General features: G+C 35.7%; 16 protein-coding genes and 1 pseudogene. 11 read left to right on the forward strand and 6 right to left on the reverse strand.

The genetic code is table 11. From position 1 onward, the window contains the following. Positions 1–40: 40 nt before the first annotated feature. The 10 genes and pseudogenes from G7059_RS02320 to G7059_RS02360 all read left to right on the forward strand — a co-directional run bounded on the left by G7059_RS02320 (position 41) and on the right by G7059_RS02360 (position 10874). Positions 41–1735 carry an ABC transporter ATP-binding protein gene (locus G7059_RS02320; protein WP_166080487.1) on the forward strand — a complete coding sequence of 565 codons (1695 nt, stop codon included), beginning with the start codon at positions 41–43 and terminating at the stop codon, positions 1733–1735. Next, positions 1725–2506, forward strand: a pseudogene (locus G7059_RS10460) (ABC transporter ATP-binding protein); the annotation flags it as partial. The gene G7059_RS02320 and the pseudogene G7059_RS10460, both read left to right, overlap by 11 nt. 156 nt (positions 2507–2662) lie before the next feature. Next, positions 2663–3409, forward strand: a complete 747-nt coding sequence (locus G7059_RS10465; protein ID WP_240920554.1) for an ABC transporter ATP-binding protein — start codon at positions 2663–2665, stop codon at positions 3407–3409. A 108-nt stretch (positions 3410–3517) separates the two neighbouring features. Further along, complete coding sequence (gene cdaA, locus G7059_RS02330; RefSeq protein WP_166080488.1) at positions 3518–4846, forward strand: diadenylate cyclase CdaA; 1329 nt, start codon at positions 3518–3520, stop codon at positions 4844–4846. Beyond that, positions 4827–6224 carry a YbbR-like domain-containing protein gene (locus G7059_RS02335; RefSeq protein WP_166080489.1) on the forward strand — a complete coding sequence of 466 codons (1398 nt, stop codon included), beginning with the start codon at positions 4827–4829 and terminating at the stop codon, positions 6222–6224. Before cdaA ends, G7059_RS02335 begins: the two co-directional genes overlap by 20 nt. Before the next feature lie 11 nt (positions 6225–6235). After that, on the forward strand, positions 6236–7555 hold the full coding sequence (gene glmM / locus G7059_RS02340) for a phosphoglucosamine mutase (RefSeq protein ID WP_166080490.1): 1320 nt from the start codon (positions 6236–6238) through the stop codon (positions 7553–7555). A gap of 12 nt (positions 7556–7567) precedes the next feature. Next, on the forward strand, positions 7568–8224 hold the full coding sequence (locus G7059_RS02345; RefSeq protein ID WP_166080491.1) for a response regulator transcription factor: 657 nt from the start codon (positions 7568–7570) through the stop codon (positions 8222–8224). Further along, on the forward strand, positions 8224–9567 hold the full coding sequence (locus G7059_RS02350) for a cell wall metabolism sensor histidine kinase WalK (RefSeq protein ID WP_240920525.1): 1344 nt from the start codon (positions 8224–8226) through the stop codon (positions 9565–9567). Before G7059_RS02345 ends, G7059_RS02350 begins: the two co-directional genes overlap by 1 nt. Continuing rightward, positions 9548–10276: an NYN domain-containing protein gene (locus G7059_RS02355; RefSeq protein WP_166080492.1), complete on the forward strand. Its 729-nt coding sequence runs from the start codon at positions 9548–9550 to the stop codon at positions 10274–10276. The genes G7059_RS02350 and G7059_RS02355 overlap by 20 nt, the downstream gene beginning before the upstream one ends. Positions 10277–10313: 37 nt before the next feature. Next, positions 10314–10874 (forward strand): nucleoside triphosphate pyrophosphatase, encoded by a 561-nt coding sequence (locus G7059_RS02360; RefSeq protein WP_166080493.1) that lies wholly within the window; start codon positions 10314–10316, stop codon positions 10872–10874. Between the two features lie 34 nt (positions 10875–10908). Here the strand turns inward: G7059_RS02360 and G7059_RS02365 are convergent, their stop codons facing one another. The 4 genes from G7059_RS02365 to G7059_RS02380 form a co-directional block, all read right to left on the reverse strand. Next, on the reverse strand, positions 10909–11970 hold the full coding sequence (locus G7059_RS02365) for a DUF6709 family protein (RefSeq protein WP_166080494.1): 1062 nt from the start codon (positions 11968–11970) through the stop codon (positions 10909–10911). A 123-nt stretch (positions 11971–12093) separates the two neighbouring features. Beyond that, positions 12094–13473: a flotillin family protein gene (locus G7059_RS02370; protein ID WP_166080495.1), complete on the reverse strand. Its 1380-nt coding sequence runs from the start codon at positions 13471–13473 to the stop codon at positions 12094–12096. A gap of 125 nt (positions 13474–13598) precedes the next feature. Next, positions 13599–13805, reverse strand: a complete 207-nt coding sequence (locus G7059_RS02375) for a PspC domain-containing protein (RefSeq protein WP_166080496.1) — start codon at positions 13803–13805, stop codon at positions 13599–13601. Between the two features lie 49 nt (positions 13806–13854). Beyond that, positions 13855–14205, reverse strand: a complete 351-nt coding sequence (locus G7059_RS02380) for a MazG nucleotide pyrophosphohydrolase domain-containing protein (RefSeq protein ID WP_166080497.1) — start codon at positions 14203–14205, stop codon at positions 13855–13857. Positions 14206–14327: 122 nt separating this feature from the next. On the opposite strand from G7059_RS02380, the gene G7059_RS02385 reads away from it, so the two are divergent. After that, complete coding sequence (locus G7059_RS02385; protein WP_166080498.1) at positions 14328–14780, forward strand: hypothetical protein; 453 nt, start codon at positions 14328–14330, stop codon at positions 14778–14780. A gap of 45 nt (positions 14781–14825) precedes the next feature. On the opposite strand, the gene G7059_RS02390 is transcribed toward G7059_RS02385, so the two are convergent. Continuing rightward, positions 14826–16364 (reverse strand): YfcC family protein, encoded by a 1539-nt coding sequence (locus G7059_RS02390; protein WP_166080500.1) that lies wholly within the window; start codon positions 16362–16364, stop codon positions 14826–14828. 22 nt (positions 16365–16386) lie between these two features. Continuing rightward, positions 16387–17718, reverse strand: a complete 1332-nt coding sequence (locus G7059_RS02395; RefSeq protein ID WP_166080501.1) for a Sapep family Mn(2+)-dependent dipeptidase — start codon at positions 17716–17718, stop codon at positions 16387–16389. Positions 17719–17775 lie beyond the last annotated feature (57 nt).

Consider the following 17775-nt stretch of genomic DNA (forward strand, 5'->3'; position numbering starts at 1 on the left):
CCTAGAATCGTGTATAATATTTGTAGAAAAAAGGTGAACTATGTCATTTTTAAAAGGATATAAATTTCAGTCATTTCTTGCAGTTACCGCAAAACTAGTGGAAGCCATTTTTGAGTTGATTATGCCGTTATTAATGGCACAACTTATTGATGTAGGAATTCGAGAAAATGATATGAATACAGTATTTAGTATGGTTATTTGGATGTTTGTATTAACGATATTAGGATACCTATCATCCATTACATGTCAATATTTAGCGTCTTATATTTCACAAAAAGTAGGTGGAAGAATGAGACATGCTCTGTTTTCTAAGGTTACAACGTTCTCAGAAGCAGAGACAAATAAGTATTCGAGTGCAGTACTCACAAATAGAATTACCACTGATGTAAATCTAGTCCAACATATGATCGCGATTGTGATCCGTTTAGGAGTTAGGGCTCCAATACTTATGGTTGGTAGTCTTTTTGCTTTGGCATCAATTAGTCCAAAACTATCAATAACACTTCTTTATACTTTTCCACTCTTTGTAGTTGTTGTGATTGCGTTTATGTGGTTATCAATGAAAGGTCATAAGAAGGCAGCTAAAAATTTAGATAATCTTGTGAATCGATTCCGTGAGTCCTTAAGTGGAACACGAATTATACGAGCTTTCTCAAAACAAGAAGAAGATATTGAGAAATTCTCGAATCAAAATGAGAAGTTAGCAAAACAACAAACACGTGTTGGTTATATAACTACCTTATCGAGCCCACTTACCTCATTTATTATGAACCTAGTACTCTTATTACTGGTGTATCTAGGGGCTTTAGAGATAAATGTTGGAGGTATGACACAGGGGCAAACAGTTGCGGTTATTAACTACTGTACACAACTTGTAATGACATTGATCGTAGCTATGAACCTAGTGATGACAATTTCCCGTGGTGCTACTTCATACACCCGTATACAAGAAGTGTTAAATGTGGATGTAAGTGTCAAAGATGAAGGAAGTTTCATTTTAGATCCAATTCACGATATTGAACTGAATCATGTTTCGTATCAATATCCTGGTGAGGGCCGTTATGTAGTAAATGATGTATCTCTTAAACTAAAGCAAGGTGAAGTCTTAGGAATTATTGGTCTAACTGGGAGTGGTAAATCAACGCTAGTTAAGCTCCTTCTTCGATTAATGGATACCAGTGAAGGAACTATCTTGTATAACTCAAAAGATGTCACAACTTATGATATTCAATCGTTAAGAAGTCAAATAGGATATGCACCACAACAAGCAGCATTTCTTCGTGGAACACTGGAAGATAATGTACTGATGAATCGACAAGGTGATGCCAAGGAAGCATTAATCAATGCGCAAGGTTCCGATATATTAAATAAAGGACTGGACAGTAACATTGAAGAAGGTGGAAAGAACCTCTCTGGAGGGCAGCGACAAAGAGTAAGTATTGCGCGTGCTCTTGCAAAGAACCCATCACTCTTGGTGTTTGATGATACCTTCTCAGCACTTGATTATCTAACGGATAAAAATGTAAGACAATCTATCAAAGAAAACTACAGTGATGTTGCTCAGATTATCGTAAGTCAGAGAACATCAACAGTAATGGATGCTGACCAAATAATTGTATTGAACAATGGTAAAATCGAGGCATCAGGAACTCATGCAGAACTCCTAGAATTAAATGAAACATATCGTAAGATTCATATGATTCAAACAGAAAGTGGTGATGCATATGTGGCGTAAGTATCGTAAAACCATTATTTTATGTCTCATCCTATCACTAATATCATCCGTAACACTTGTACTTTCTCCGTTCTATTTAGGAGAAGCCATTGATGTAATGATTGGCATTGGGAATGTTGATATGCCTGTCGTTGTTTACTATCTTGGGATTGTAGCAGCATGTTATAGTGTGCACTTTATTACAACCTGGATCGTAAGTTTATTAGCTAACTATGTAGCAGTTAATTATGTCGAAGTATTGCGTGAACGATTAAAAAACCACGTTGAGAAACTTCCGCTGTCGTACCTAGATACACACCCCACGGTAATCTAAGCTCACTTCTTGCAATGGATGGAGAACAGTTATTAGATGGTATCTATCAAGGCTTAACGCAACTCTTAAATGGAATCTTCGTGATTATAATTTCGTTAGGATTTATGCTTTATATCAATATACCAATGACACTTATTGTAGTGGCAATGGTTCCGGTTGTATTTTTAACATCACGCTTCATTGCTAAAAAGTCATTGGCACTGTTTAGACAACAACAAGACTATGCAGGACAGCTTAGTGGAAAAACTGCTGAAATGATTTCGAATATCAGTCTTGTAAATACAGAAAACTATCGAGATAAAGGAATTAGTATCTTTACAGATATTAACAATGCTATGAATGAAGTAGGAGCTAAAGCTCAATTTATTTCTGCAATTACCAATCCTACAACACGCGTTGTTAATAACTTAAGCTACCTTCTTATCGGATTAAGTGGAGCTCTAGTTATTAGAGAATGGGGAATGAGTATTGGTTTACTTACAAGCTTTATTAGTTACTCAATGATGTTCTCAAAACCGTTCAATGAGTTAAGTGGTGTTGTATCGCAAATGGTAGCTGCAAAAGCGAGTCATCAAAGAATTATGAATGTGCTTGAGGAGCCTTTAGAAAATGATATGGATCTGGAAGTTGAATTACAGGGTCAGTCAATATCCTTTGAACATGTAAATTTCGGATACAATCCTAAAGTACCTATTATTCAAGACTTAAACCTTAATATTGAACCCTTATCCAAGGTTGCGATTGTTGGACCTACAGGTGCAGGGAAATCAACCATGATTAACCTCTTAATGAGATTTTATGATACTAATCAGGGATTAATTGAAATTGATGGTCATGATGTCTCTCATATGAGCCGTCAATCGGCTCGTTCAGTTATGGGAATTGTACTCCAGGATCCTTGGCTATTTGAAGGAACGATACGCGACAACATTGCTTATGGAAAGGCAGATGCAAGTTTGGAAGAAATTATGCATGCAGCCAAACAAGCAGGATGTCATGAAACAATCATATCTCTAGATAAAGGATATGATACAATAGTTGAGCTTGATTCCAATAATTTATCAATTGGTCAACGTCAGATGATCACAATTGCTCGTGCTCTACTTGTAAATGCACCAATGATAATTTTAGATGAAGCAACAAGTAGTTTGGATATTATCACAGAGCAAACTATTCAAAATGTATTCACAGAAATTATGAAGAATCGTACCAGTTTCTTTATTGCCCACCGTTTAAGTACCGTGGTAGATTCAGACATTATTCTTGTAATGAGAGAAGGACGATTAGTTGAACAAGGAAACCATGAAGAACTCATGAAGAAAAAAGGCTTTTATCATGAACTATATATGAGTCAATTTTAATGAGAATGTGATGAAATATCACATATTTGATGGGAAAATATGGTATTCTATTAATCGGATATTGTCTTTTATTAAACATGGTATAATAAAGGGGCTAAGGAGGTTCCTATGCAAAATACAATTTCAGCATTTCAATCTATATTGCAAACCTTAAAGGTCATTGTGGACTTTGGGATCATATGGATTTTAGTTTATTACATACTACGTATTGTGCGAAACAACTCACGTACAGTTCAAATTTTCAAAGGTGTTATTCTCGTAATCGTAATGAGATTTATTGTTACACAGATGAATCTAACAACAACTGCAACCATTTTAGACTTCATTCTAATCAATGGTATTTTAGTGTTTGTTATTATATTCCAACCTGAGATTCGTTCAATGTTAGAGCGTCTTGGAAAAACATCTGTCTTCTCAGCAATTAATACACTTTCAGGAAATCAAAAAGAGAAGCTTATTGATGAGCTAGTTAGTGCAACACGTTCACTTTCTCAAAGTAAGACAGGTGCATTAATTACACTTGAACAAGGTCATTCATTAAATGACTATGTTAAGACTGGAAAGGCTTTAAACTCTCTAGTAACAAGTGAGCTTCTTACTTCTATATTTGTGACATCAACACCACTTCATGATGGTGCAGTCATTATTCAAGGGGATCGTATTGCTGCTGCGTCAGCATATTTCCCACCAACAAGTCAGGACTTACCTACACGCTATGGTGCTCGTCACCGTGCAGCAATTGGTATTTCTGAAGTTACTGATTCAATCACTATTGTCGTATCCGAAGAGACAGGAACAATTTCTGTTGCTGAAAACGGAAAACTTAAAGAAATGGATGCTACAAGTCTTCGTGAGTACTTAAACTCAATTATTCAAAACGTTGAGAAAGAGGTAAGTCAAGCTGTTGCTACAAAACGTGCTCGTAAACTTGATTTCTCAAGATTAAACATCGACCCTATTAAGATAGAAAAAGTTGATAGCGATGATGTTGTTATTAAAGGAAGTAAAGATCCAAGTAAGCAATCTAAGTTTATGAAGATATTTGGTGTGAAACCTAAAGCTTCTGAAGATGTTGAATCAAGTGAAAAATCCAAAGATTCAGATAAAGAAGACAAAGAAGAATCAAAATCAGATAGTAAAGCTACAAAGACTTCAGAAGAAACGATAAAACGAATCTTTAAAAAGAAAAAAGTAGACGAAGATGTTCAAGGTCATGAAATTGACTTTGACAGTGCAAATAAAGAAAAGTCAAAAGAAACAAGTCAAGAAGTTAAAGAAGAAGTCGAATCATTAGAAGAAAATACTAAAGAGAACGACAACTCTAATAATGAAAAGCAAACAGAGGTAGAAGAAGTGCCTACTGAAGAGGCAAAAGAAGATGTTGTAGAAGCCTCAAAAGAAGTAGGGGGTGCCGAGCATGACTCAGAAACCAAATAATGATCCAAAAAAAGAGCAAGATACACAACAAGAGAAAACAGAACTGGCTCAGTTTATTGCAGATAAATCACAAAAGATTTCAAAACAAACAGAATCACTAACTAATGGTGCACAACGAATTATTCGTTGGTTAAGTAATGGATTTGACCGTGTACTCTTTAATCCGCGTCATGGTAAGCTTGTTGCTTTTGTCGTTGCGTTTATTGTTTACATCGCGTTTAACTCAAATTCAGTGACAACACCACTCTTAACATCACTTCCATTTGATGCTCCTGTCAATGTGACTTACAACTCTGAAATGTATGAAATCACAGAAATTCCTAAAACAGTTAGCGTACTTGCAAGTGGTAGTCAAAGTGATATATCGATGATTAATACAGACAGTAGTAATATTAAAGCTACTTTAGATTTAACAGGATATACAGAAGGAACACATCAAGTTAAATATGCTATTGAAGGTGTTTCCACTCGAGTTCGAACCAATGTAACTCCAGAGTCTGTTACTGTAACTATTAAGATTAAGAATGCTAAGAAAGTTGAACTTGGTTATGACTTTATCAACCGTGATAAACTTGACCCTCGTAACAACATCGGTGATGTAGAATTAGAACTTCATGAAGTATCGATTAAAGCGTCACAAGACACACTCGATAAAGTAGCGTTTGTTAAAGCGTTAATTGATGTTGGTGGACGTACTGCCAGCTTTGAAGATGATGCGAAGATTGTTGCTTATGACCAAACAGGTGCTAAGTTAGATCAAGTAGATATTATTCCTAAGACAGTAAAAGCTAAAGTAAGTCTTGATCAAAACGGTAAGTCCGTTAAGATTATTCCTGTCTTTGAAGGAAACTTCCCAGAAGGAAAACATATTAGTGATTACAAATTAGATAACGATACAATCACAATTTATGGACCTCAAGAAACACTTGAAAACATTACTTCTGTGCGTGTTCCAATTCAAGCAGCACAGTTAGATAAAGATACCGTTACTTTACAACAAACAGTGTCATTACCTGCGAACGTTCGTTATGGTAGTGTAAGTAAGGTAAATATTGAGATTAAGATGGGCGAAGCAGTAACGAAAGACTTTGAAGACATGGTTATTAGTTACCGTAGTAAACCAAACAACTTAGACATCTCACCAAAATCTGCAGATGAAACTAAGATAACAATCACAGTTACTGGTGCAGCAGAGTCTTTTGATACAAAAGGTTTTGACATCAACAATGTCGATCTCTATATTGATTTAAGAGATGCTAAAGCAGGTAACGATCAAGAGTTTGAAGTATTCGCAATGTATAATGATGATACAAATGCACCATACTTCAAGATTAAGGTTGCCAAAGAACATATTGTAATGGATGTAATAGAGAGATAGAGGATTTAGTAATGGGTAAATATTTTGGAACTGATGGTATTCGTGGAGAAGCTAATGATTCACTAACCGTAGATATAGCATTAAAAGTTGGGGAGTACTTAGGAGCGTTACATAAAGGGAAAAAAATCATTGTGGGACAAGACACTCGTCTTTCCTCAACAATGTTTGCAAGTGCTATTGCAGCAGGTGCAACAGCTATGGGAGCTGATGTATACATGTTAGGTGTTTGTGCAACACCAGCACTTGCTTACACAATTACTAATGATGGCTTTGCAGGAGGAGTAATGATTTCTGCAAGTCATAACCCATATCATGACAACGGATTAAAAGTATTTGCTGGAAACGGCATGAAATTATCCGATGAAGTTCAAGATGAAATCGAAAAGTATATCGATGGTGTAATCAGTTTAGAACTGGCAACAGCATCAGATATCGGTATTGTCGTTGAATACCACCACGGTTTACAAAAATATATCGACCGCATTGAAAGCCTCATTGATGTAAGATTTGATGACATGAAAATTGTTCTTGATCTTGCAAATGGTTCAGCAATCTCATCAGCACAAGAAGTATTTGAAAATCTTGGAGCGGAAGTCATTGTTATGAACTCCAATCCTGATGGATTAAACATCAATACAAACTGTGGTTCAACACACCCAGAAAAAGCAATGGAAGAAGTTATTAAGCAAAAAGCACACATGGGATTTACATTTGATGGTGATGCTGACCGTTGCTTGGCTATTGATGAAAACGGCGAACTCGTCGATGGAGATGCAATTCTCTATATCTTAGGAAAATACCTTCACAGTAAAGACATGTTAAAAGATGATACAATCGTTACAACAGTTATGGCTAACTTAGGTTTCTTAAAGGCATGTGATGCTCTAAACCTAAACTATGTTACAACTTCAGTTGGTGATAAATATGTATTCAGTGAAATGGTCGATAATGACTACAAACTTGGTGGTGAGCAGTCAGGCCATATCATCTTAAGAGATTACGCTACAACAGGCGATGGTGTGCTGACAGCACTAGTATTAGCAGAAGTAGCTAAGAAGTGGCAACAGTCCTTAAAAGAGCTCTCAGCAGGGTTTGAACGTTTCCCACAACTCCTAACTAACTTAAGAGTTGAAGATAAGAACGTTATTCTCCACCATCCAAAAGTATTAGAACACATTAAACAAATTGAAGAAGAACTTGGAACTGAAGGACGTATTCTTGTAAGACCTTCAGGAACAGAACCACTCATTCGAGTAATGGTAGAAGCAAGAACACAAGAAATTTGCGAACACTACGTAAATGCTATGATTCAAACTATCCAAACAATATAGTGAGGTGAAAGTATGAAATATGTAATCAATGTCGTAGAAGATGAAAAGGATCTAAATGAGCTTGTAAAGAGCTATTTAGAGAATGCTGGTTACGAAGCTCGTTCTTATTTTACATATGAAGAAGCACATATGCATGCAAACGATGACGATGTTCATCTATGGATTTTGGATATTATGCTAGATGATAAAAGTGGGTATGACCTCATTGAAATCATTAAAGCACATGATCCTTTAACACCTGTAATATTTATGTCAGCAAGAGATAAGGAATTTGACCGTATCATCGGACTTGAAAAAGGTAGCGATGATTACATTACAAAACCTTTCTCTCCAAAAGAACTTGTTCTACGAGTTAATAACATTATTAAACGTGTTTATAATCAAGATATGCATACAGAAGTAGATGGGTATATCATTGACGAGAAACAACGTAAGGCAAGTAAAGATGACATGGAATTAGAACTTACGACAAAAGAGTTTGATTTACTCATGCTGTTTGTAAAGAACCGCGGAGTAGCCTTCACACGTGAACAAATCCTCGTTCATGTATGGGAAACCAATTACTTTGGATCAGACCGTGTTGTTGACGATACGCTACGAAGACTTCGTAAGAAAATGCCAGATCTAAATATCCAGACAATTTATGGATTCGGATACCGACTCGGATAATGAAAAATTTTAGACTTAAACTAAGAAGCCTGTCGTTAACACAACAATTACTACTGATTGTTGTGTTAACTCTGTCTTCTTTTTTATTCTTCTTGTTTGGAACCGTAACTTCAAACATTAATGCCGTTGTTGATATGCAGATTTATGACCTGATTCAACATAAACAAAATGATGTTATCTTCAATTATATTAGTGGCGTACCTGAGGAAGTCTTATTTGGTTATCCTGATGATAAGATTATTCATATCATTAATACACGTGAAGGTGAATATGTTTCTAATGACATAAGTCAAATTGAACCAGCACTACTAGCACAGATAAAGATTCAATTGGATGGTGATGATCTGGATGAACCCATTCAATATCGGTTCTTAGATTCAAGATTGTATACCATACGAAATATTCCTGAAAAGAACGCAACGATCGCAACGATTATTTCGCAAGATTACAATCAAAGTTATAAACGAGTTTTACTCAATAATATCGTTAATATCATGGCGATGATATTAGCGGTAATCTTTACTATTTTACTAATTTGGGTTTCTTCAATCATTCATCCATTGAATGTTATTAAGAACTATATTACTAAAATACGAAAAGGTGAGAAAGCTACACTCATTATTAATCGTGAAGATGAAATAGGACAACTAGCATCTGTTATTGTGGAAATGAACGAAGAAATTCGTCACCAAGAAAAAGTTAAAGAAGAAATGATTCAAAACATTTCCCACGATCTTAAAACTCCTATCGCAACGATTAAGTCATATAGTGAGGCTATTAAAGATGGAGTTTATCCATACGAAACATTAGAGAAATCAGTCGACGTAATCTTAGAACATGCTGATCGCCTTGAGAAGAAAGTGTTTAGTCTCATGACTTTGAATAGACTCGATTACCTTGCATCAGAAGGAAAAGTACAATATCACGAGTTTGAATTGCGAGATATTATCGAACAAGTTATCGTATCGTCAATGCAAATTGGTAAAGGTGTTGATATTCGCCTTGAAGGTGATAATAGTTTAGTCTATGGAATGGAAGAGCCTTGGCGTATCGTTATTGAGAACCTTGTAGACAATGCACTTCGTTATGCTAAGACAGAGATTGTTATCAAGGTAGAGGATCACCATGTCTCGGTATACAATGATGGTAGCAGTATTGATACTAACCGTGTTGAACAACTCTTTAGAGCTTATGAAAAGGGTGATGGTGGTCAATTTGGTCTCGGTCTTTCAATTGTAAACAAAGCACTGACTGAATTTGGCTACAATATTAATGCACGCAACGAAAATGAAGGAGTAATATTTGAGATAAGGAGAAATAAAAATGACCGTAAAAAACGATGAACGAATTGCCGTTCTTATTGATGCAGAAAATGTTCCTTACAGTAATATTGGAGGAATTCTTAGAGAAATAGCACGATATGGAACACCAACTATAAAAAGAATTTATGGAGACTGGACACGCCAGACTTCTTCAGGATGGAAAAGTCACTTATTAGAACATGCGATTACACCAATCCAACAGTATTCCTATACAACAGGAAAGAACTCATCTGATTCAGCAATGATTATCGACGCTATGGATATTCTATACGGAGGTAACATTGAAAGTTTCTGTATCGTTTCAAGTGATTCTGATTTTACCCGTCTTGCAATGCGTCTAAGAGAATCTGGTAAACAGGTTATCGGTATGGGTGAAAAGAAAACACCTAGCGCATTCATTGCAGGGTGTGATAAATTTATATATTTAGAGAATATTGAACAAGCTGTAATGGGTAAAGTAAATGAGTCCAAATCAAAACTTGGTAAAGAATCTCGGCATGAATTACAAAGTCTAATATCACAGTCTATCTTTGATCTAGCAGATGATAATGACTATGTATTTATGGGTGACTTGGGTAACTTAATCATGAAAAAACATCCTGACTTTGACCCTCGTACGTATGGTTTTCACCAGCTTACACCTTTAATAAAAGCATTGGGAGCATTTGATATAGAAGAACGTCCAATTCCAAATTCTAATATCAAACACGTGTACATTAGAAATAAATAGTGTACAATAATTTAAGGAATAGAGGCGAATTACAGAAATGAAAAAATTATTATTAGCAAGTCAATCTCCACGTAGGAGAGAATTAATGCAATATCTAGAAGTGCCTTTTGGAGTGGTATCTCCTACGAGTACTGAAGTTTATGACTCCAGTAAAACGTTAAGAGAGCAAATCGAAGCGATTGCGTATGATAAAGCTAAATCAGTTATAGATTCAAATGAAGAAAGTATAATCATTGGTGCAGACACAATTGTAACGATTGATGGAGAAATCCTAGGTAAACCACATAGTGAAGAAGAAGCAGTTAGTATGCTTCAAAAACTATCGGGTCGTAGCCACGAAGTTATCACAGGTGTAGCGATTGTTTCATCACTGAAAGAAGTAGTGTTCTCAACAGTAGCTAAGGTACATTTCTTTGAACTTACAGAAGAAGAAATTAAAAACTATGTATACTCAAAAGAACCGATGGATAAAGCAGGAAGCTATAGCATTCAAGGCTATGCGTCACGTTTTGTCTCAGGCATTGAAGGTGACTTCTATACAGTTATGGGATTACCTGTATCAGCATTATATCAAGAACTTAAAAAAGGTGGATTTTAAAAGGATTGTCGTTAAGACAATCCTTTCTTTTACGTTATTCTAAATCTGTTTCTGGCTCATCTTCTGAGTTTTCATCTTCAAAACTCACATTATAATCGTTTTTCAATATTGTTAAGAAACCTGATTTATTCTTTGACATTTTCCAAGCACTTAAGTAGTTTGCGTTATAACCAAATACAATGTTAAGTTTTAGAGAATATAAGTTATCGACAAAGTCATCAAAATCTCGTTCTGTAGTACCAATCTCAACTGGCCTCTTTAAGTTATTTGCATAGATAATAATTTGCTGTGACTCTCCAGTTTTAATACCATACGTTCTATGTGTTGTTACTTTACGATAGACATAGGCAATATCTTCAGTCTTAATAATTTGTTTCTTAATATTAATCCCACGTTTTCTAATGAAGAACGAAGGGGTTAAGATAAATTGTTTTGCTGTCATAATTGGATTTTCTGATTCTTCATCGATTTTTTGAAGATCTTCAGGTCCAATATATTTGTCAATATCATTAACTGCCTTGTGGCCTAAAATTAGGAATATAGCTAAACCAACAAGTAGTATGCCTCCAGGAATAATGATGTTATAGATTGTTTTACTGTTAAACTCAGCTAAATCCACAATGTATGGATAGAAATCTGCTTCAGCTTCTTCATAAGTGATTCCAAAGCTATCAGCATAGTCTTGAATGATGTTGCGCTTAACAGTGGAGTTTGCAAGTTTCCCAGTATTCTTAATAGTGATACTTTCGATAACTCCTTCGATTTCTTTGTTGTAGTCAAAATCATCGTATTGTCTAACTAACAATAACTTATTGTCGAATTGCGTATAAGATATCGTATATTTTATGTCATTTGTACTACCGTAATAAAATCCGGTTGTCCCCAAAAAATCAACGTCAATCTTTACACGGTCTTTATTGTTCATTGCTTTGTCAAAGTCTTCAACTGTAGTAATTTTTTTAGCAGTGATTCCTAGAATACTATCAATAGTATTATCAACTTCCCCAAGTGCGAAGAATCCACTGATACCCATTACTAAAAATATCGCAAAAACTCTCCAAGCACTTCTTTTTCTATATTTAATTAAGTCTTTCATATTATCTCCCTCAAAAAGTAGTATAACTCTATCATAATTTCACAAAAAAATCATACAGATGTCATGAAAGGGTGGATTAATGGAAAGAAAAGACTGTTTAGTGAGCTAAACAGTCTAATACGTTCATTTTGTTTGGTTGTCTTGAATCGTGACATCTTCTTTTTGAAGTGCCTTTGAGAAGCCTTCACCTTGTGCTTCACCGACAACACGACCTTGGATAATCTCAGCGATATCAAGACCAGTTGCTTGACGAATGCCACTGAATACTGACTCCATTGATTTGACTTGATCACCCATGAATTGGCTGACATTGCCTTCACCATACATTGTGATTGTGTCAACATTTCGTAGTGGCTCAGATAGACTTCCAATCATTTCAGGTAGTAAGTCAATTAAGCGAGTAGCCAATGCTTGTTGATTCAAGATGTTTTGCGCCTCAGCTTTTTCACGCATAACACGGGCTTCAGCAAGACCTAGTTCGGTAACAGCTTGAGCTTTCTTACTCATAGCTTCAGCTTCTTTTTCAATAGCATAAGCTTTAGCATCTGCAATTTGTTGTTCTTTATATTTTTCAGCTTCCGCTACTTTTTCAACGTCAGCACGTAATTTACGTTCTTGAACTTGGATTTCTTTATCTAAACGCTCTGCTTGTTTTTCAACTTTAGCAATTTCAGCATTTTCACGTTCAATTTCTAATGCTTTACGTGATTGCTCTTGCGCAATTTGGTAAGCAATATCTGCTTTAGCACGTTCTCTTTCAGCGACTTCTTTAAGTTGTGATTTCTTAACTTCAAGTTCGTTGTTCTTTTGTTGAATCTCTGTCTCAGCAAGAATACGAGCATCGTTAGCTTGTTTATCTGTTTCAGATTGAGCAATTGCTATATCACGAGTACTTTCAGCTTTGGCAATAGCAGCTGTCTTTTGAATACGTGCAATATTGTCAATACCAAGGTTTTCAATAACATGGTTATCATCAATAAAATTTTGAATCGTTAAGTTAACAACCACAAGACCCATACGACCTAATTCATCTTCAGTTGATTCTTGAACTTTTTGAGCAAACACATCACGGTTATGAACAAGCTCAGTTAACTTCATTTGTCCAATAATCTCGCGCATGTTACCTTCAAGAACTTGTTGAGCAATACGAGCAATATAGACTTCATCTTTATTCAAGAAGTTTTCTGCAGCACGTTCAATGAGTTGTAGCTCTTTATCTATTTTAACGTTCGCAACACCATCAACTCTAACGTTAATGAATTCTTGCGTAGGTACAGCTGATTCTGTTCGGATATCAACTTGTACAAGTTTGAGGATTAATGTATCTTTCTTTTCAAGGAACGGAATCATAACAGCCGATCGTCCAATGATATAACGTACATTACGTCTGATACCAGTGATTATGAAAGCAACATCAGGCGAAGCTTTAACATATCCTGTAAATATCAAAGTTAGTACAAAAATAATAATTAATGCAATACCAACATAAGGTAAAAATTCCATAGTAATTCCTCCTTGATTTATATCTTAACTGTATTATAAATAGCATACAATTACAAGAAAATTATGGAAAAGAAGTGAAAAGATACAGTGTCAATTGCAACAAAAAATCTCGAGGTATCCCGAGATTATTGAAATGTATTCTTTTCTGGTAGAATAATCCACAAAATAATGTAAAGAATGACTCCAGATCCCCAACCTAACGATAAGACTGCGAAGATAATACGTAATAATGTTACATCAAATCGGAGGTATTCAGATAGACCAGCACAAACTCCGCCAATCATACCAGAATCAGTATCGCGATATAATTTCTTTTCACTGTGATATGCCATAATTATCTCTCCTTTGTTTAATTTTAACATGAAAGTCATTACTGTTGCATTACTTATTCATATACTCTTTTTGGTAATTTCGATTGATATTCTTTTGATGCTTAGCGAATGTAGTTTCAGCGAGCTCTTCAGCACTAATTCCGAATCGCAAAAGAATTTGACTGTAGTACATTAATACATCTGCCATTTCTTCAACAAAGTGATTTCTAACATCAAGATTGTTAACAATTTCATCATGTCCCTTTTTCTTGATAATTGCGATGCATTCACCAATTTCTTCAATCATCCACAAGAAAGAGTCCTTCCCGTATTCAGATTCTAATGGGTTCCAATTCTTTTTATTTAGTTCAAAAAGGTCTTCCTGCATTTTCATGATTTCTGAGATTTTAAGATCGTTCATAATTACTTCTCCTATTTGTTTATTAAAGTATATCAAAATAATTGCTTGTGGTGTTGCTGGTCTCTAAATTTTCATTGAAAAGTATCATCAACATTGTTATGATTACATCGGAAGGTGTACATATGAAAAAATTAATTATCACAATTGTTTTACTTAGCTTGGTTGCTTGTTCTAAGCCAGAAACTACTAAGTACGATCAAACTATTTGTACTCTCGGTGGTGTTGATGCGGAAGTTGCCACAGAGCTCGTTATCTCATCAGATAACAACATAATAAAGAAAATCGACGGTACCGCAACAGTCCTTGGGTCACAAGAAGAAATAGATGCAAGTTTTATCTTCTTAAAAATGGTGTTTGGTGGTGTCAACGAGTTCAAAGGAATCTCAGCAACAGCTAGTCGTGAGTCCTCAACAGAGGTTCTCGTTAAACTAAGTGTTGACTATGATAAATTAGATATGGAAAGTATTAAGAAGTTAGCGATGGAACAAAACTTACCATTTGAAAAAGTGGATGAAGTGAATCTAGATAGTTTCATCACTGAGCTAGAAACACTTGATTTTGCATGTAAACGTTAAAAAAGTAGTTGTTACCAAATAAGGTAGCAACTACTTTTAATATTTTTAACGTACTATACCGATGTAAGGTGCAATAGATATAATAATTGCAGATACAAAGAGAAGTACCAATACTATTTTCAACATGAACTTAAGGTAACGATCATAAGGAACGTTAACGAGTTCGAGAGTACCCATGGTGGTCGCTCCAGGATAGATACCTGACATGAAGTTAACCCCTACAGTAAATGCTGAGATTAAGATAATTTGTCCGCCAGATGAACCTACTGCGTTGTTCACGAAGAGTGCGGCAGCAACAGCTCCTAAGATTGGCATTGAGATGCCTGCAACACCACTTGTTGATTGTAAGAAAATACCAATCAGGACATAGGCACCAATTGCAAAGACACCAAAGACCCAAAGAGGTACATTAGCTAAAGCATTCGAGATCCAATAGATGAATGTAATCGACATACCTTTAGTTGAACTACCCATGATAATAGCGATACCACGAGCAATAGCAAGAACCACAATAACTCCAAAGAGATCTTTCATACCATCAATGAAGGTATTGATGAATTCCATTTCTTTGAGTCCGTTGATGAATTTTAATAAGAATGAGCCCATGAAGAATAGGAAAGCAAACTCATTAAATCCCCAATCTCCAAACGGAGTGATATGTGAGGCACCTATAAGGTTTCCGAGAACAGGAATGGATGCTAGGAATGTGAATGGTGAGTTAACAGCATTCGCAACATTTTCTCCTAGTAAATCTGCCCATGGAATGTACCCAATAATCATTAAGAGAATTACGAGTACAAGTACGAATGCTGACCATTTTCTACGAGTAGTGAATTCTGGTAAGCTTTCGTTTGCATCTGTTAATGTATGAATATCTTCAAGATCGGCAATGATACTCTTCTTAGGATTCTTCTTAACAGATTGAGCGTATTGAATTAACATTGCTGTTCCGATGAGATAAAGTACAACAAATATTACAAGTCGTAAGATAATTCCTGAACCAATTGATAATTCTGGATTACCGATAGCTGCAACGGCTGCTCCGGTTGAGAATGGGTTAACAATACTTGCCATGTTACCAATAGTAGCACCAACAAATAACACCCCAATACCAGTCATGACATCATAACCAGCCATGACAAACATCGGAATGATTACAACTGCGAAAGCTGTAATTTCTTCCCAGAAACCAAAGGATGTACCAAGAATTGCAAAGACAAATGTCATAACTGCAATAAGGACATTACCAGTAAATTTCTTTAAAAGACTACCGATAGCTGCTTCAAGAGCACCTACTTTGTTAAGGACGGCTAAGAAGCCACCTGCACAGAGAATCCCAATTGCAACATCACTTGCAGATTGGAAGCCTTTAATTGGAGCAAGGATAAGATCCCATAGTCCGTAAGGTTGAAGTCCCGCACCTTGTACAAGAACTCCATCTGCATTATAAATAGCATTGAATACAATTTCACCAGATGATTTATCAAAAACTGATTGTGGAACAAAATAGCTTAAAGAAGCAGTAATGATTAAAGCGATAAATACGATCGTATATGAGCTCGGCATTTTAAATTTCTTTTTCATATTTTTCCCCTGTCCGTGTATGTTATTTAATTACGATATTCCTAAATGCTTGGGCATAAACTTCCATAGCAACTTTCATATCAGCGATTGATATACGTTCGTTAGCTTGGTGTTCTGTTTTTACACCAGTAGGAAGTAATGCACCAAAGGCAACGACGTTATCCATAGCACGAGCATAGGTAGCTCCACCGCTAGTGATTGGTTCTGATACTGTATCATGGGTAATATCTTGATAAGCGCCCATGAGCGATTGAATAAAGTCAGAATCTTTGTCGATATAAATTGATTTTAAGTAGTCGAAGAGTTCGACAACAATTTCATATTGATGTGCTGCTTTATTTAGTTTTTCTTTAACTGTTTCAACAGGATATGTAACAGGGAATCGAATATCAATCCCTACTGTTTGAATGTTTTCTTTAAAGTTAGCTGTACCAACATTGAGCATTAATTTTCCAGAAACCTCATCTTCAACGTCACCATAAATGAGTGTTCCATTTGGATTGGATAATTTCTCGACGATAAATTTAATAAGGTCGTTTGTTTTTCCAGCTTTATGAAGTGCTTCCGCAAGGTGAACTAAAGCATTTTGACCTTTGTCGGCATCTTTAGCATGAATTGCTACGCCTTCAGATATTATTCGATCTCCTTCAATGTGATAAGGATAATCAAGTGATTGTAGGGCTTCAATAACTGCTTCATCATAGCTAGTAGATGCTGTCGAAGGAACGGCATTAAGAGCGCCATCACAGACTAAGTCGACATCTGAAACTTGATGCGAAGTTAGTGTAAACTCAATGAGTCCTTTTTCTGCATAAATTAATGGGAAACTGGAATCAGGAGTAAATCCTTTTGACGGAATCTCTTCTTTAGCAACGTAAGCTTTCATACAACGCCATAATGACTCTTCGTCAGTACCAAAGATGAAACGAACACGTTGGTTTAGTTCGTACCCTTCATCAAGCAACAACTTTAAGGCAAACATCGCTGCCAACGTTGGTCCCTTGTCATCGGATGTACCACGTCCAATTAGGAAGCCGTCACGTTCAGTTAATTCAAAAGGATTAGAGTTCCAAGCACTTAAATCACCTTGAGGAACAACGTCCATGTGACCAAGAACCCCAAACATTTCTTCTCCATCTCCAATTTCAGCATATCCATAATATCCTTCTGGATCTGTGAATGTTCTAAATCCAAGCTCTTCAGAAATAGCGATTACTTCTTCGAGTGCCTTTTGAATATTTTTTCCAAAAGGCTTTACACCATTTTCATCAAGAACACTTGGAATTTCAACCAAGCGTTTCAGAGCCTGTTGATATTGAGGAAAAATCGTATCAACAGATTGCTTTAAATCCATAATAATTACCTCCTCACTTAGTTAGGCTAAGTATATGTTCTATTTTACCAAATATTA

The organism is Erysipelothrix sp. HDW6A (assembly GCF_011400295.1).
In the GTDB taxonomy this organism is placed as follows: Bacteria; Bacillota_I; Bacilli_A; order Erysipelotrichales; family Erysipelotrichaceae; genus Erysipelothrix.

Coding starts and splice junctions, on each gene's coding strand:
- G7059_RS02320 (WP_166080487.1), top strand. CDS start 41: ATGTCATTTTTAAAAGGATATAAATTTCAGTCATTTCTTGCAGTTACC.
- G7059_RS10465 (WP_240920554.1), top strand. CDS start 2,663: ATGGATCTGGAAGTTGAATTACAGGGTCAGTCAATATCCTTTGAACAT.
- cdaA (WP_166080488.1), top strand. CDS start 3,518: ATGCAAAATACAATTTCAGCATTTCAATCTATATTGCAAACCTTAAAG.
- G7059_RS02335 (WP_166080489.1), top strand. CDS start 4,827: ATGACTCAGAAACCAAATAATGATCCAAAAAAAGAGCAAGATACACAA.
- glmM (WP_166080490.1), top strand. CDS start 6,236: ATGGGTAAATATTTTGGAACTGATGGTATTCGTGGAGAAGCTAATGAT.
- G7059_RS02345 (WP_166080491.1), top strand. CDS start 7,568: ATGAAATATGTAATCAATGTCGTAGAAGATGAAAAGGATCTAAATGAG.
- G7059_RS02350 (WP_240920525.1), top strand. CDS start 8,224: ATGAAAAATTTTAGACTTAAACTAAGAAGCCTGTCGTTAACACAACAA.
- G7059_RS02355 (WP_166080492.1), top strand. CDS start 9,548: ATGACCGTAAAAAACGATGAACGAATTGCCGTTCTTATTGATGCAGAA.
- G7059_RS02360 (WP_166080493.1), top strand. CDS start 10,314: ATGAAAAAATTATTATTAGCAAGTCAATCTCCACGTAGGAGAGAATTA.
- G7059_RS02365 (WP_166080494.1), bottom strand. CDS start 11,970: ATGAAAGACTTAATTAAATATAGAAAAAGAAGTGCTTGGAGAGTTTTT.
- G7059_RS02370 (WP_166080495.1), bottom strand. CDS start 13,473: ATGGAATTTTTACCTTATGTTGGTATTGCATTAATTATTATTTTTGTA.
- G7059_RS02375 (WP_166080496.1), bottom strand. CDS start 13,805: ATGGCATATCACAGTGAAAAGAAATTATATCGCGATACTGATTCTGGT.
- G7059_RS02380 (WP_166080497.1), bottom strand. CDS start 14,205: ATGAACGATCTTAAAATCTCAGAAATCATGAAAATGCAGGAAGACCTT.
- G7059_RS02385 (WP_166080498.1), top strand. CDS start 14,328: ATGAAAAAATTAATTATCACAATTGTTTTACTTAGCTTGGTTGCTTGT.
- G7059_RS02390 (WP_166080500.1), bottom strand. CDS start 16,364: ATGAAAAAGAAATTTAAAATGCCGAGCTCATATACGATCGTATTTATC.
- G7059_RS02395 (WP_166080501.1), bottom strand. CDS start 17,718: ATGGATTTAAAGCAATCTGTTGATACGATTTTTCCTCAATATCAACAG.